Source organism: Oleiphilus sp. HI0080, from assembly GCF_001635135.1.
On sequence record NZ_LWFU01000329.1, the window covers coordinates 1 to 15,126 of the forward strand.

The 15,126-nt window shown below is 49.0% G+C and carries 16 protein-coding genes; 8 read left to right on the forward strand and 8 right to left on the reverse strand.

What is annotated here, in order from left to right; all coding sequences use genetic code 11:
* Window positions 1–396, forward strand: a 396-nt coding sequence (locus tag A3751_RS04240; RefSeq protein ID WP_068452540.1) for a GNAT family N-acetyltransferase, incomplete at its 5' end; no start/stop codon positions are given.
* A 41-nt stretch (window positions 397–437) separates the two neighbouring features.
* Here A3751_RS04240 and A3751_RS04245 read toward each other — a convergent pair.
* On the reverse strand, window positions 438–1,388 hold the full coding sequence (locus A3751_RS04245; RefSeq protein ID WP_255374888.1) for an AraC family transcriptional regulator: 951 nt from the start codon (window positions 1,386–1,388) through the stop codon (window positions 438–440).
* A 197-nt stretch (window positions 1,389–1,585) separates the two neighbouring features.
* Here A3751_RS04245 and A3751_RS04250 point away from each other — a divergent pair, with 197 nt between their 5' ends.
* Window positions 1,586–3,541: a fatty acid desaturase gene (locus A3751_RS04250; protein ID WP_197466170.1), complete on the forward strand. Its 1,956-nt coding sequence runs from the start codon at window positions 1,586–1,588 to the stop codon at window positions 3,539–3,541.
* Window positions 3,542–3,670: 129 nt separating this feature from the next.
* Here A3751_RS04250 and A3751_RS04255 read toward each other — a convergent pair whose 3' ends face one another.
* On the reverse strand, window positions 3,671–4,789 hold the full coding sequence (locus A3751_RS04255; RefSeq protein ID WP_068452552.1) for a zinc ABC transporter substrate-binding protein: 1,119 nt from the start codon (window positions 4,787–4,789) through the stop codon (window positions 3,671–3,673).
* 181 nt (window positions 4,790–4,970) lie between these two features.
* On the opposite strand from A3751_RS04255, the gene A3751_RS04260 reads away from it, so the two are divergent.
* The 5 genes from A3751_RS04260 (at window position 4,971) to A3751_RS04280 (ending at window position 8,912) form a co-directional block, all read left to right on the forward strand.
* Window positions 4,971–5,747, forward strand: coding sequence for an ATP-binding cassette domain-containing protein (locus A3751_RS04260; protein ID WP_068452555.1), 777 nt, complete (start codon window positions 4,971–4,973; stop codon window positions 5,745–5,747).
* On the forward strand, window positions 5,737–6,570 hold the full coding sequence (locus A3751_RS04265) for a metal ABC transporter permease (protein ID WP_068452558.1): 834 nt from the start codon (window positions 5,737–5,739) through the stop codon (window positions 6,568–6,570). Before A3751_RS04260 ends, A3751_RS04265 begins: the two co-directional genes overlap by 11 nt.
* A gap of 1 nt (window position 6,571) precedes the next feature.
* Window positions 6,572–7,621 (forward strand): GTP-binding protein, encoded by a 1,050-nt coding sequence (locus tag A3751_RS04270; protein WP_068452564.1) that lies wholly within the window; start codon window positions 6,572–6,574, stop codon window positions 7,619–7,621.
* A gap of 178 nt (window positions 7,622–7,799) precedes the next feature.
* Entirely contained in the window at window positions 7,800–8,267 is a 468-nt protein-coding gene (locus A3751_RS04275) for a Fur family transcriptional regulator (protein WP_068452567.1), read from the forward strand.
* 18 nt (window positions 8,268–8,285) lie between these two features.
* On the forward strand, window positions 8,286–8,912 hold the full coding sequence (locus A3751_RS04280; protein ID WP_068491473.1) for a DUF1007 family protein: 627 nt from the start codon (window positions 8,286–8,288) through the stop codon (window positions 8,910–8,912).
* A gap of 142 nt (window positions 8,913–9,054) precedes the next feature.
* Here A3751_RS04280 and A3751_RS04285 read toward each other — a convergent pair whose 3' ends face one another.
* From A3751_RS04285 to A3751_RS04295, 3 genes are all read right to left on the reverse strand, one after another.
* Window positions 9,055–9,594 carry a hypothetical protein gene (locus A3751_RS04285; protein WP_156492248.1) on the reverse strand — a complete coding sequence of 180 codons (540 nt, stop codon included), beginning with the start codon at window positions 9,592–9,594 and terminating at the stop codon, window positions 9,055–9,057.
* 43 nt (window positions 9,595–9,637) lie between these two features.
* On the reverse strand, window positions 9,638–9,883 hold the full coding sequence (locus A3751_RS22095; protein ID WP_068452575.1) for a DUF6868 family protein: 246 nt from the start codon (window positions 9,881–9,883) through the stop codon (window positions 9,638–9,640).
* Between the two features lie 208 nt (window positions 9,884–10,091).
* Complete coding sequence (locus A3751_RS04295) at window positions 10,092–11,951, reverse strand: extracellular solute-binding protein (protein ID WP_231871852.1); 1,860 nt, start codon at window positions 11,949–11,951, stop codon at window positions 10,092–10,094.
* Between A3751_RS04295 and A3751_RS23705 the strand changes: the two genes are divergently transcribed.
* On the forward strand, window positions 11,941–12,069 hold the full coding sequence (locus A3751_RS23705) for a hypothetical protein (RefSeq protein ID WP_255374887.1): 129 nt from the start codon (window positions 11,941–11,943) through the stop codon (window positions 12,067–12,069). The two genes, A3751_RS04295 and A3751_RS23705, sit on opposite strands and share 11 nt — an antisense overlap.
* 35 nt (window positions 12,070–12,104) lie before the next feature.
* Here the strand turns inward: A3751_RS23705 and mmsB are convergent, their stop codons facing one another.
* The 3 genes from mmsB to A3751_RS04310 form a co-directional block, all read right to left on the reverse strand.
* Entirely contained in the window at window positions 12,105–13,007 is a 903-nt protein-coding gene (gene mmsB, locus A3751_RS04300; protein ID WP_068452577.1) for a 3-hydroxyisobutyrate dehydrogenase, read from the reverse strand.
* Between the two features lie 63 nt (window positions 13,008–13,070).
* Window positions 13,071–14,198, reverse strand: coding sequence for an enoyl-CoA hydratase/isomerase family protein (locus tag A3751_RS04305; RefSeq protein WP_068452579.1), 1,128 nt, complete (start codon window positions 14,196–14,198; stop codon window positions 13,071–13,073).
* A gap of 101 nt (window positions 14,199–14,299) precedes the next feature.
* Window positions 14,300–15,085: an enoyl-CoA hydratase gene (locus A3751_RS04310; RefSeq protein WP_068452582.1), complete on the reverse strand. Its 786-nt coding sequence runs from the start codon at window positions 15,083–15,085 to the stop codon at window positions 14,300–14,302.
* Between the last annotated feature and the right edge of the window lie 41 nt (window positions 15,086–15,126).

Here is a 15,126-nt window from a genome sequence, read left to right on the forward strand (position 1 = left end):
TTGATGCTGCGTCAGGATGTGTTTGTGATCGAGCAGGACTGCATTTATCCGGATATCGATACCAAAGATGACGATGCATTACACGTTTTTTGTCGTGATCAAAGTGGCGCCATTCTCGCTTATGCGCGCCTAGTGCCGCCCGGGCTTAAATTTGCAGAGCCCGCGGTTGGCAGAGTCGTTGTTGCGCGTCATGCTAGAGCGACGGGTCTTGGCGTTCTACTCATGGAGCATGTGCTGGAGGATGCACAAAAATTATACCCAGGCATGGGCAATCGCATCTCTGCTCAGGCTCATCTGAAGCGCTTTTATAGTCAGTTTGGATATGAGCAGGTCTCGGACGAATATGACGAAGACGGCATTCCACACATTGAGATGCTGTTGTCATCGACATCATAGTCGATGTTGATAAGCGATTTTCTCAGTGAACCGAAGGGGGGTTATGCCCGAGGGCTACGGCGATAGGCTGAAGGGCTCTGCCCAAACCAGTTTTTAAACGCACGGCAAAAACTGGCGGACTCTTTGTACCCTAGAATATCTGCGATTTCAAAAATGGTGTATCTCGCATCTCTTAAAAGCTTGTCGGCAAATGATCGTCTCTCGGCCTCGAGTATCTCTTTGTAAGAGGTTTCTAGTTGCTGTAGCTTTCTAATGAGTGTTCGTTCCGAATAATGTAAGGCTTCGCTCGTCTGTTTTAGGGAGGGGAGCAACTCTGAGTCACCTTGGCGCAGTATGCGCTCCTCAATATGTCGTCGGAGCAAGTGTCTCACTGCGATGTCGCAGCGATTCTTGTATTCCATTTGCTCCATGAGCTGTTGGCACTTTCGTAAATTAAGCTCGTGCGAATCGTGATCGCTTAGCGGCGAGGCTTGAAACCACATCGCTTTAGGCACGACCAATTTGTTTGTATCAGATGCAAAAACGAGTTTTGACGCATACTCGTTTTTCATGAGCTCCCTCCGATGCTCGGCGTTCGTTTCGAAATGCAATGTTGTTTGGCACTTTGATTCAACCGCAAGCAGGCTAATCAGCACTTCAAAAGCGCGCATCAGCGATTCGAAAAAAAACTGTTTGTAGGCATCATCGCCACTTGTATCGAACACCACGATCTCAAAGTTTTCTTCGCTTTCAATAATTTTACTGACATAAGACGCAGAACGTATTTGGAACCATTCGATAAAGGTCGATAACGCTCGACCGACGGTAGGCGCACTGACTGCGGCATAGCCAATTGGCCCATGTGTTGCCACGCCTAAATGCTTTCCATAGATGGCTGGCCAGATTGGTGTATAGCTGTACTTATTGACGTTATGGACGATTTGGATTGCATCCGAGAGGCTAATCATCTCGGTCGTGGATAAAGACTCAATCGTCAGCTTTGTATGCTCCAGTAGGCGTTCAACCGTTGTAAATTGAAGGCTTTAAACGATTAACAGGTAAGCAATGTGGGATTGGTTTGGTGATGTCATTGGTTAATCTTAAACCGAATTGGCGGTTAATGTTAATAATAATGTCATTAAAGGAAATGCGGCTAAACCGTCTCTGAGTATATATTGAACGCATAGAATGACGAGGTGACGAGATGCAAATGATGAGCGAAGCCAAACCGGTTGCGTTTGAATCCAAGTGGCAAGAGTCGGTTCCCGATGTTGCGTGGGGAACACTGCTGTTAGCATTAGGCATTGTGCTGGGCTATTACTGGACGATTAGCAGTGCCCTAGCAGGTGATCTCCCTTACGCGGCAGCCACCCTGATTTGCGCATACTTGGCCTATGCGAGTTTTACTGTCGTTCATGATGCAGGCCACGGGAGTATTGTGAAATCGAATGCTCGGCTCAAACCCATTGAATCCATGTTAGGTTGGGCGTTTGCCGTACCTTTGTTGTTGGTGCCGTATCGTTTTTTTCAAAAAATCCACGACCGCCATCACTCGTTTACCAATGACCCAGATCGCGACCCAGACCACTACACATTTGCGCATTCATGGTTCACGGTTGCGCTGAACAGTCTCTATATTCCAATTCAATACCACGTGCTGGCGTTTACCAAGTTACGTGGAGTGCGCGCAATTAGAAGTACTTACAAAAGTACAGCGTGTTACTTCACTGCCGTAGTATCTGGCTTGCTCATTCTGACGGCGCTTGGCTATGGTTTTGAAATCGTCGCCTTTGTGATCATTCCAAACATAATTGCGGTGCTCGCACTCGCGTTGTTTTTTGACTACATACCGCATCACCCGCACAAATCGCGTAGCCGTTATCACGACACGCGTATCTATCCTGGCACGCTTTTAAACGTGCTATTGCTTGGTCAAAACTATCATCTGATCCACCACATGTATCCTCGGCTGCCTTGGTATAAATATAAAGAGGTGTATACACGGATTTTGCCTGATTTGGAGGTGCTCGGAGCTCCGATTGAAGATCTGCGTGGAGGAACGAGACCAGGCTTTATGACGTCACCAAATACGCGGAGTTTGTTGGACGATGGCAAGTCGATCAACATGGTGCTCGAAGTCGCGAAGGTAAGGGCGTTAACCTTCGATTCTGCTTGTATAGAGTTTAAATTGCCGCAGGGTGAACGTCTTCAATATCAAGCGGGCCAATACATCACAGTGAGTAAATGGCTCAATGGCGAGCAACAAACGCGCTGCTATTCCCTATGTGCCAAGCCAGGATCAGATAGCTTGAAAATCGGCGTTAGACGAACCGCGCAGGGCTTGGTCTCGGGCTTTCTGAACGACGATCTGAAGGTAGGCGATGAGCTCGTTGTGCAAGGGCCTTTTGGGGACTTTGTTTACCCCGCCGCTGAGCCAAACGAGCACGACGGCTTAGTGTTAATCGCAGGTGGTAGCGGTATTACGCCAATACTCTCGATTGCGGAAACGGCGCTCGCTGAGCATCCGAATGTGTCCGTGACGCTCATTTATGCATGTCGCAGTCGCGACAGCATTATGTTTTTTGATCAATTAGAACACCTCAAAGAACAACATCCTGAACGCCTGACGATTCGTTACGTTATTCATCAAGAGCTGCATGATCCTTTGGATATACAAGGCCGACTAAACAAGGCGACTCTGGCTGAGTTGTTGCCTTCAAGGGGTGCGGATTCATCCAGCGCACAGACCAAGCGAACAGCGTTCTATATTTGCGGGCCGGCGGGCTTGAAGGACCTTGCGCTTGACGTGTTAGCCGAGCGGAATATCGCGCGAGAGCAGATACATATCGAGCAGTTTGTGTCATCGCTTACCGAGGCGAAGGGGCCGTTGCATAAAGTTGATGTGGCGCTTGCGGATGGGCAGACACATTCCTTATCTGTGGCATCGAATCAGACTGTACTCGAGGTTGCCAAAGCGGCTCGGATCCAGTTGCCACATGCATGTTCTTCCGGTACCTGTGGTTCGTGTAAGCTGAAAATCGAAGAGGGCGAGGCAGTGTCGATACCCAACTCTGTACCCGGCATTACCTCTGACGAAAAATCGGCAGGGTACACGTTGGCTTGCCAATGCAAACCCTTGAATCATCTTGTGTTATCTGAGAGCTGAACGAATACGCTGTTGTTTCCAAGTGTTGAGGTGTTGATAAGCCAGCATACCTCACTTCGATAGAGGTTTGTTCGTCGATCCCCGCGCAGAGAGAGCCCTAGATGGCTGATCCACCTAGGGCTGCTGCCGCTATTTTATGCAATCCGCTAAACTGGCGCTCATACCGAGAATCAGGCCAGAATAGTGTGCTTTACCCGTCGCAATGTCTGCGCCTAAAGGATCCATAACACCAATTCGTGTGACGGCGGAATCTGCGAAGATGTTTTTCACCAAACCTTCATTAAACTGCGGCTCGGCGAACACACAGGTAACGCCTAGCGTTTGAACCGTATTTCGAATTTCGGTTATCCGCGCAGGGCTTGGGTCTTCCGCGTCGCCCAGTGAAATAGAGCCTGCCGCTGCAATATCAAAACGCCTCTCAAAGTATTGATACGCGTCATGAAACACCACAAATCGAAGATCTCCAAGCTTGCTGACTTCTGCTTGTGTTTGTTCAATCAGCTGGTCAAGCGCCACGATCGCGGTGCTCGCATTCGCTTGATACGTTGTTGCATTCTCTGGGTCTTGCTCAGACAGTACGCGGGAGATCTCCGTTACCCATTGTTTTGCGTTTTCCGGGTCTAACCACGCGTGAGGATCGACCCCATCGTGAAGGTGCGCCTCATGGTCTGCGTGTTCTTCATCATGTTCGTCTTCGTGTTCATCGTGGTGATCGTCTTCATGGTCATGGTGTCCTGAGCTGAACAGCGAGAGAAAGCGATCGATCAAGCCGCCATGGTGCGCTTCATGTTCCTCGTTTGTTTTCGAATGCTCGGCATGATCATCCGCATGCGGTTCGTCGTGGTGTCCGTGTTCGCTCTCTTCGCTGTCGTGGTGAGCATGCTCTTCAAAGGTCGTGCCTTCACGGAAAGGGTAAGTCGTCGTTACTGCTAAATCCAACATGCCTACTTTTTTAGAGGAACTTGCCACGTTATCGATCGCTTTCTCTAGCCAGGGGGTTAGTTCTTCACCCATCCAAAATACAATATCTGATTCTGACAAAGCCCTCGCTTGAGAAGGACGCAAAGAATAGTGATGTGGAGAAGCGCCCGACGTGATAATTAATTCTGGTGTAGCAACTCCATCCATCACTTGGCTTACAAGGGAATGAAGCGGTGCGATGTCCACTGCAACATTTGGTGTTTCAGCGAGCGTCTTTAATGGCAAACCCAGACCAATTAGGCCGAGGCTAAGAAGGCTTTTTCGCATTACATTCTCCGTAGTAGGTGCGTTAAGCAGTAAAAAGTGCTTCAACAAGAAATGAGCTTACAAACAGCTGGATGCTCAAAATGTTATGTTATATCATAACTTCACTATTTCATTCGACACAATACCAAATGTGTTTTAAAGAGAGTTGCTCGGATAGGGCGGCCGAAATCGGGAGTTCTCATTGACGAAAAAACTCATTGAATGCACTTCACTGTCTGTGAATTATGGCAAGCGCCGCGTTCTGCACGATATAACAATGTCGGTTGCGGCGGGTGAGATTGTGACGGTGATTGGTCCGAATGGCTCTGGAAAAACAACGCTCTTCAAAGCGCTGATCGGAGCGATCAAACCCACCTCGGGTACTCTCCAAAGGTCTCCAGATCTTAAACTCGGTTATGTGCCACAAAAGCTCTACGTGGACGAGACGCTCCCAATGACTGTTAAGCGCTTTATGAATTTACCGGGCGGTCATAGCCCAGACGCTGTGGCAGAGGCATTAGAGCATGCAGGTGTTCCAAACCTGGATAAACAACAGGTGATGGATTTGTCTGGAGGGCAGTTTCAGCGCGTATTACTCGCAAGGGCGTTACTCGGCGCACCAAATTTATTGTTACTGGATGAAGCGACACAAGGCTTAGATCATCGTGGCGCGGCAGACTTTTATCGACAGATTAATCTCGTTCGACAGAAGCTAGGATGCGGCATCGTGATGATCAGCCATGAGCTGCACGTTGTGATGCGACAGACCGACCGGGTTATCTGTGTGAATGGCCACATTTGCTGCGAAGGCAAGCCCGAAGTTGTTGGTATGTCGCCCGAATATCGAGCGCTGTTCGGCTTAGACAAAGACGAGGCTGCCCTGTACTTGCATCAGAATCACCATAGCCACGATCATGATCACGATCACCAGCACGCGAATGCGAGCATGCTGCAAAAGGAATCAGGAAATGTTTGTTGACTTTCTAGTTAGAGCGACGCTCGCTAGTGTCGGAGTCGCGCTGGCTGCAGCGCCGCTTGGTTGTTTCGTCATTTGGCGAAGAATGGCCTACTTTGGTGATGCCACGGCACATGCGGCTGTTCTCGGCATCGCATTATCTTTAACCTTCTCTGCGCCATTGTTTGTGAGTGTATTGAGCGTTTGTTTTGTTATGGCGATGACGGTCTCGTCACTCAACGGCAAGGGCTTTGCGATGGACACTTTGCTTGGCGTCGTTTCCCATTCCTCGCTTGCAATTGGCTTAGTTGCGGTCTCTTTCCTATCCGGTGTTCGGATTGACCTTATGTCTTACTTGTTTGGCGATATTCTTGCCGTCGGTAAAACAGACCTGTTGGTCATCTGGGGTGGGGCGGCTGTTGTTCTGGCCTTGATTGCGTGGCGTTGGACGGGGTTGTTGCTTTCGACACTCAATACAGATCTGGCGTTGGCGAGTGGCTATGACCCCAAAAAAGAACAGCTTATTCTCACCATTGCCTTGGCGATTGTGGTCGCGGTCGCGATTAAAGTAGTCGGTGTGTTGCTGATTACGGCGATGCTCATTGTGCCGGCAGCCACGGCAAGGCCCTTTAGCAAGACCCCTGAAGCGATGGCCGTTGTTGCTGCGTTCTTGGCTCTAATAGCCAGTCTTACTGGATTGCGCGCATCGTATTTGTTCGATACGCCAACCGGCCCAACCATCGTCTGTGTAAGCGCCTTTTTGTTTATTGTCATTAGCGCGGCAAGTCGTATCCTACCTCTGTTTTTCTCTCGCGCTCAAAGCTCCCAGGCCTGTGAGAAGACCTAACGTGAAACAAAGCACGCATACCCAGCGCGGCGCTATTTCAGCTGTGCCAACCAATGTCATTACCGGCTTTCTTGGTGTTGGAAAAACATCCTCGATTATTCATTTGTTGAAGACCAAGCCAGCGCACGAACGGTGGGCCGTCTTGGTCAATGAATTTGGTGAGGTTGGCGTTGATGGCAGCCTTTTTACCGGTCAGCATACCGAGGCGTCGGGCATCTATATCAAAGAGGTACCCGGAGGTTGTATGTGTTGTGCCGCCGGCTTGCCTATGCAAATTGCATTAAACCAACTGTTGGCGCGGGCAAAACCGGATCGTTTGTTAATAGAGCCGACAGGTTTAGGACATCCCCTTGAAGTGATGCAGGTGCTGGCTTCCGACGTCTACAAGCCGGTTCTCTCTATTCAAAAGACAATAACATTGGTGGATGCAAGAAAGCTCGATGACCCACGATATACCGAGCATCAAACGTTTAACCAGCAAATTGCGATGGCGGATGTGGTCATTGGCAATAAACAGGAAGTGTATCCGCCGAATGCCACTCAAAACCTCATACGCTATGTCGCTCAGCATAACGCAAATACGGCACAGGTCGCGTTTGCATCTTTTGGCAACATTGATGTTTCATTATTGGAGGGGCGCTCTGCTTTTAAGGCAAGTTCGCAGCCGCATCATCCGCAAGATCAGAAGCACGGTCACGTTCTGGTCGAGCAGCCAATCGAAACAATCATAGAGCCACAGATTCCCGACAACGGCTATCTGAAGGCGAGCAATCGCGGAGAGGGGTATCAAAGCCTCGGCTGGCGCTTTTCTGCCGACAAGGTATTTGATCGAGCAAAGTTGCATGACTTTATGCAGCGTTTGAGCGGCCACAAAGTTGAACGTGCGAAAGCCGTTTTTATCACGCAAGAGGGCGTAGTCGGTTTTAACTTAACAAGTGATGGGTTCAGTGAATTTGCCCTAGATGATTGCCTTGAAAGCCGCGTTGAGGTGATTTACAACGAGTTGGATATGCCCATCGAGGAGTCGCTCATGGCGTGTCTGCTTTCGTAGGCCGAGGAAAGCAAGAGCAGGAAAAAGTGGTTTGCTCCGGTACTGATGCGCTGAAGTTCGTGGCGATGGATGAAAGCCGACTTTTTAAGTTTTGAAGACCCTGTGAAATGCGCATGATATGGTAGCAAATGCGCAGCACATCTAGTTTACGTTTGATTATATAGGTAAAGGAACGGTTATGGATCTCGATCTTGATCAACAGTCACTTCAAGGTGCAGAAAGAAAGTGCCTAGAAAGTGGTGCGCGTTTAACGCCCAAACGTAAATTGGTTTTATCGGGTTTGTTAGGTTCAGACAAGGCGCTCTCGGCCTATGAGCTTGTTGAACTGTGCAAGAACGAGTACGACGAGGTGATTCCGGCCATGTCTGTTTATCGAATCCTGGACTTTCTTCAAGAACAGCATTTGGTTCATAAACTCAATTTGGCAAATAAGTATGTGGCATGCTGCCACATTAATTGCGAGCATCGCCATGAGGTTTCGCAGTTTTTGATTTGCGGTGAATGCCAGCGCGTAAAAGAAATTAGTTTGGGTAAATTTACCGAAAAAGATTTAAGAAAACGCGTCGAGTCCGAAGGCTTTCAGCTTGTTAGTCCTCAGCTTGAGATTAATTGCGTGTGTGATGAGTGTGTCAATTCGGCGGCTTAGTATATGTTAAAAAAGTGCATGCTTTACTGCTTTCTATGGGCTTGCGTGAGTACCGTGCAAGCGCATCCACATAATTGGATTCAATTAAATTCAACGTTTGTTTTGGACGACCAAGCACGCTTGATTGGTATAAAACAACGGTGGGAGTTTGACTTCTACTACTCCATGATTATGCACGCAGACTTATTAAATGAGTTTGGCGATGAGCTGTTAGGCCTATCTGAAACGGCCACCGCAATGATAAAAAACCTCAAACCGTATACCTATTTCTCTGAGCTCAAAGCGCATGATGCCGTGGTCGATTTAGGCATGCCTGAGAAGTATCAACTGACAACGACTAAGGTCGATGGACAATTGGTTTTGGTTCTAGATATGGAATTTGATATTGACCAAAAAATACCCGTTGAGGGTACGCGCCTCGAATGGCGGGTTTTTGATCCAACGTATTACATCGCAATGAATCACGAGACCGAGCGGAATATCGAAATCGTTGGAGGAAACGCGACAGAGTGCACCAAACAATTAAAGTTTCCCGAGCCGACCGATGAGGAAATTGATTATGCGCAAAGTCTTGATAAGACACAGAGAGACACCGATGGTCTAGGTCAGCTTTTCGCAGAAACGGCATTTATTGAGTGCATCTGACGAAAACCATTCTAGGAAAATGCCGCTCCAAGTGAGTATGGCCTGTTGCTTGTGTATGGTCCTACGAGCAAGGCCAAAAGGCGAACAACGTATGGCATCAAAATGAGCTGGCCCACCTAGGGCCTAGCGCGATAAAAAATGTTTAGCGGGCGAAGGTGAATTGGCCACTTTCTTTTTTAGCACCGAAAAACCCAAAGTATGGATACAGCTTTGATTTAACATGCCATACATACAAGATAGTGCCGACCGTGATAGACCATATAATAAAAAGCTTAATCGGCTCGTCGTTTGCGCTAGGAAATGTATTGGGCAACTGACTGATGGAAAGAAATATATAAGCCAAGTACGCCGTTAAGCTGTGCCTGTAGAAGCCGATAATGAATAAGAACGAGATAGAAGCCGCAATGCCTGCCAACCAATATGGAGCCTGCCCTCCTATTGAGAGCCCAGTGGTATAGCCAGCAAACGCAGCAAATAACGCCTGCACAAACATCAGACTAATTAATATGTTGTTTCTTCCACTGTAAAGCTGGCATAGCGTTTCGTCTTTCAGTGAGGCAACGCATGCTGCAACGCGCTTTTCTGGAAGTGTAAGCCCCTTGTATTCATTCAGTAGCTCTGCGCGCGTTACCCCAGCACTGAACTTCGCCTGCATTTCCTGTTTCATCTTCCTTGGTTTCACCAAAATCTCCCCTGGTAGCGTTTGCATGTTAGGCCCAACTCACTCATGCCATAAGTTTAAGAGCTGCATAAGGTGCAATGTTCAAGATGATAATCGCCATTTTGAAGCTGGCTAAATAGTTAAAATACAGCTCATCTAGCTTCTCACCTGCAACAGCAGAAACGCTTGAATGTATCTTTTTGATTGGCTCCCTAAAACCCATTAACGCGAAAGCGGTAAGTAAATAAAAGCCCAAATTTACAACAGTACACCAACCTAAAAAAGTCGTGATGACTTGTATGTTTTCCAATTTAATTTCCTCTTCGTTTGGATAATCGATTTCGCATAAGGTGCGTCGTTGCCTTGTTAAACATGAATCGCATGGGTGGACGGACCATGCTATGCGGTTCCTTATTTGTGACATGTGCGATTTGGCGCGACAGCTTGAGCAATGAGTCCGCGGCTGTTTCTTTGTTGAGACACGAGGCGTGAGCATCTTGCTCTACTAGTACGACGATCTAGTTGTCTTTCGCCTTGTCTTTGGTGTTGTATTTCGAGTTTTGTTGCGTCGTTTTCAGCCACCAGTTCTCTGTGCCTAGCTTGTAGGGAAGGGCGTCTTTGGCGCGAGAAAATCGATTCCAGTGGGCAACGCGGTGGATGCCTATATGCCAATTCGGCACGATGTAATGCTCGAACATCAACACTCGGTCGAGCGCACGCATTGTGGTCACGACTTGTTGTTCTGTTTTGCTGTTGAGTAAGGTTTCGATGAGCGCATCCACCGCAGGATTTTGGATGCCCGCATAGTTCTGGCCGCCTTCGACATTAATCAACTCGCTATGAAAATAATCGCGTTGCTCGTAACTGGGTGCCGTCCCTTGAGACAGCACAAAGGTCATGACATCAAAGTCGAATTGATCGAGTCGCGCTTTGTATTGGGCGTTTTCCACTAAACGTGGTTTTGCTGTAATGCCAAGGCGTTGCATGTTCTTGATAAAGGGCATGATTACGCGCTCAAGCCCTGCCTGTCGATAGATGAACTCAAACTTGAAGGCCTGCCCAGTTTGCTTGTTTCTTAGAACGCCTTGATCTTGTTCCCAGCCTGCATCGCGCAGTAGCTTAATCGCTTTGCGCATTTTGTTTCGGATATTGCCGTCCCCCTTGCTAGGTGAAAATTCAAATGGCCCGGAAAACAACTCGGGTGGTAACTGCGTTCTGAATGGCTCTAGCAGGGCGAGTTCTTCTGCTGAAGGTTTGCCTTGATGCGCGTATTGGGAGTTGGGGAAGTAGCTAGTGTTGCGNGTGTAGGCCTTATGGAAAAGGCTGGCATTAATCCACTCAAAATCAAATAGCTCCGAGATAGCTTGTCTAACGCGCTTGTCTTTGAATAGCGCTTTGCGGGTATTAAAGAAAAAGCCCTGTGTTCCAGATGGAATACTATGCGGGATTTGTTCTTTGATGATATCGCCGGCATTGATGGCCGGAAAATCATAACCCTCGGCCCAGTTCTTGGCGGTGTAGTCATAGAAAATATCAAACTCGTCCGATTTGAATGCCTCAAACGCAACGGCCTGATCTCGGTAAAAATCCATGCTGATCGTGTCGAAGTTATAGCGCCCTTTGTAGACGTTGAGTTCGTTTCCCCAAAATGTGGGCACCCGCTCTAGGGTAATGCGTGAGCCGGTATCCACTTCAACGATTTTATAGGGGCCACTTAAAAGCGGTACGACGCTTGAGGCGCTTTCGAAATCTTTTTCCTGCCAGAAATGCTGTGGTAGCACGGGCACTTCGCCAGTGCGAAACACGGCTTGTTTACCGGCACCATCTTTGAGATTGAAGCGCACTGTGTGTGAGGAGCGTTTTTCGACACTGTGTACATCGAGCAAGCTTTGCTGAAAGCGAGGATGACCTTTTTCAATTAAGGTATTAAATGAAAACACGACGTCGTCTGCGTCAACGGGATGCCCATCATGAAAGAAAGCGTTCTGTCTGATGTCGTATTCAACCCAGCTAAAGTCTTCTGTATAACGCAAGCGCTCGGCCAAAAGGCCATAGGCTGTTTGCGCTTCATCGGCCGATGGCGAATAGCTGCCGGTGCCCAACATGAGTGTTTCGTTTAGCTCTGAAAAGCCGTACATGAACATGCCCGGAGTGTTGAACGGGCTCGTGCCTTTAAGGGTGTAGGGGTTGGTTGAGTCGAATGTGCCAAAACCCATTAGGCGCAGCTGCCCGCCCTTAGGCGCGTCAGGTTTTACCCAGTCAAAATGCTCAAAGCCATCTGGGTATTTGGGTTCACCGTAAAGCGCGATCGCATGGGTCTCGACAATGTTGGTCTCGACAATGTTGGTCTCAGACAGCGCCGCGGGTATGAAAAACACGTTTACGATGAGCGTTGTGAGCAATGCTGCGCAGATTGCTGTAAAGGGTGCTGTGGAGGGAGCTGTGCGTGCGGTGCTGGGTGCTGACCTAAACCTGGCAAGCTTCAATGCACATTGAGCTGAGCGTTTATGCTTCACGTGGATGATCTTCACCTATTTGTCTGATCTTGGTAGTGCGTCAATAAGCTCAATGATGCTAGAAAAATCACGCGCACCTTCGCCGTTGGCTTGCTTTTGTTTGTAGAGCTCGTATGCGAGTGCTCCCAGAGGCGTGGCGCTATTCTGGTTTTGAGCATTGTCCATCGCCAATCCAAGGTCCTTGGTCATCAGATCCACCATAAACCCCGGTTTGTAATCATTCGACGCAGGGCTAGCTGGCATCACACCAGGGTAGGGGTTGTACTTTTCTAGGCTCCAGTTTTTTCCGGAGCTTGCCATCATAATCTCGGAAAGCACAGAGGCATCGACGCCATTCTTTTCGCCAAGCTTTAAGGCTTCGCTGGTGCCGATCATATGTATCGCCAACAGCATGTTGTTGCACATTTTTGCGACTTGGCCTGCGCCTTCAGGACCCGCATGAAACAGGTTTGCTCCCATGGCGGAGAGAGGTGCTTTCGCGGCTTCAAATGCGTCGGCACTCCCGCCACACATAAAGCTGAGCGTGCCTGCTGTTGCTGCGGCGACACCGCCAGATACAGGGGCGTCGATAAAGAGCAAATCGTATTTTTTAGCCTCAGCATGAACGGCGCGGCTGGTTTCTGCATCGATGGTAGAGCTGTCAATAACCAAGGTGTTTTTGGGCAGTTTGGCAAGCAGCCCGTCTGGGCCGCTAAGCAGTCCTGCTACGTGCTTTCCTGCTGGGAGCATTGTTATCAGCGCGTTTGCGCCTTGGGCTGCCTCTTCTGCACTTTTTGCCGCATAAGCGCCTTGTTGTTCTAGCTGTGTAACATTGGCCTCAACAAGATCAAAGACCCGAACGCTAAATCCGGCTTTGATAAGATTTGCGGCCATTGGGCCACCCATGTTTCCTAATCCGATAAAGGCGATGGTCGTCATATGCGCTCCGTTTATTTATTTTTGTCGTTGGATCAAAAGTGTGTTCGCTCAATGCAGCCTGATCTACAGGCGAGTGCTTAATGGGTTTTGCTCCCAAGGAGGAGTGAAAAACGACTCCATGACTGAGGCAGGTACGTGGCTGAAGTGCTTGAATGCCCATTTTGGCTTTCTGTCTTTATCAATCAGCAGGGCTCGCACGCCCTCTGCAAATTCGGGATAACGCACGCAGTTCGTCGCGAGCACTAAGTCTGCCTCGAAGGCGGCTTTTTGCGTCACATAACGATGGCGGCGAAGTTGTTCAAATATCAAAAGTGCCGAAAGAGGAGAGCCATGATGTAAGGTTTTAATCGACTTTTTGAGCCATCCGCTATCGGTATCGATGCTATCTAACGCGTGGATAACGTCGCCTAGGGCGCCGCTGCGGCAGGCATATTCAATCTCGTCACGACAATTGGCCAGCTCGGATGGAACGTCGTTGTTGCGCTTATCTTCTGATACGGCAAAATCGGCTAGTAATGAGGTAACACGTTCTTTGTTTTTCTTGATGTCTTTTGTCCAAGATACTTTCTCAAGCTGTTGAACAATGTCGCCAATGTTAGACGACTCTACATAGTGATCTGCGAGGCCAAGGCTCATTGCGTCACTTGCGTTAATGCTTGCTCCGGTGAGCGCGAAGAACAAACCAAGCCCCTGAGGAAGATCGTTAAGGAAGCGTGTCGCACCAACATCGGGAAATAGACCAATGGTTACCTCGGGCATTGCAATACGGCTGCTCTCTGAGACAACGCGATGGCTAGCGCCTTGCATTAATCCAAGGCCTCCGCCCATAACAATCCCCGAGCCGATGCAGATAATCGGTTTGGGGTAGCTGTGTATCAGATAATCGAGTTGGTATTCTTCAACAAAAAACTGCTCTGCGTAGTCGCACGGCCCGCCGGGGTTATCAATCGCAGACTGATACAGCTTCTGCACGTCGCCGCCTGCGCAAAAGCCTTTGTCACCTGCGCCATCCATCAGGATACATGCGATGGCATCGTCCTCGGCCCAGCGGCTCAGCTGCCGAAAGGCGCTTTGAATCATTTCCAGGCTCAAACTATTTAAAGCTTTTGGGGCGTTGAGCGTTAAGTGCCCAACTTTGCCTTTTTTGGATGCGATCTCTTTGGTGCGTATCTGGCTTGATTGTGTTGTCATTAAGTCTGCCTAGTTCCGTGAGTCTTCCGGACAATGCCGATGCTGTGCGTTTAGTTAGCCTATATATGTGACGCTTGTTTTGCGCGATTGGTCTTCGAGCGCTAAGACCAAGACGGCGTGCGTTTTTCCAGGAATGCGTTAGTGCCTTCGACCTGGTTGGTTTCACCAATGAGATCGATGAATTCGGCGCGTTCATCTTTTAGGCCTTGCGCGATCGCGTGCTCGCGTGGTGCTTTCATTAGGCGCTTACAGGCGCGAACAGCATCTGGGCTCTGTTGGGCTACTTGCTGTGCCATTTCTAACGCGCGAGACAAGCTTTGCCCGGTGCCGGTGGTTTCTTGGGTTAAGCCAATCTTCTCTGCGGTGTCTGCTTTGATGCGTTCACCGAGTAAAATGATGCGAGCCGCCCACGCTTCGCCAACCAGCCAACACAGCCGTTGAGTGCCGCCTGCACATGGCAGTAATCCAACTTTTGCCTCTGGAAGTGCAAGTTGCGCCTGTTCCTCAGCGATACGAATGTCACACGCTAAAGCGCACTCTAGTCCGCCACCCATGGCGTAACCATTCATCGCCGCGATACTCACACCTTCAAAATTGGCAAGCGCTTCGAAAGCTTCTCCAAAAGCTTCCGCTACCCCCTTTGATGCGGATTTGTCGCCGCTGGCAAATTGCTTTAAATCGGCACCGGCAGAGAAAAATTTCTCACCTTGACCATGGATCACGATGGCGACAACGCTATTCGCTCGGCTCGCCGAATCGACGACGCTTTTAAGCCCGTTGAGGCTTTCGAGTGTCCAGGTATTGGCCGGTGGATTATTGATGGTGACTTGAAGAACTGCACCATCTTGTTTTACTTCAATCATTGAAGTCGGGCTTGTTATCGTCATCTTTGTTCCTGAAGAATCTAGTGTTTTATCAGTGCTAAGTT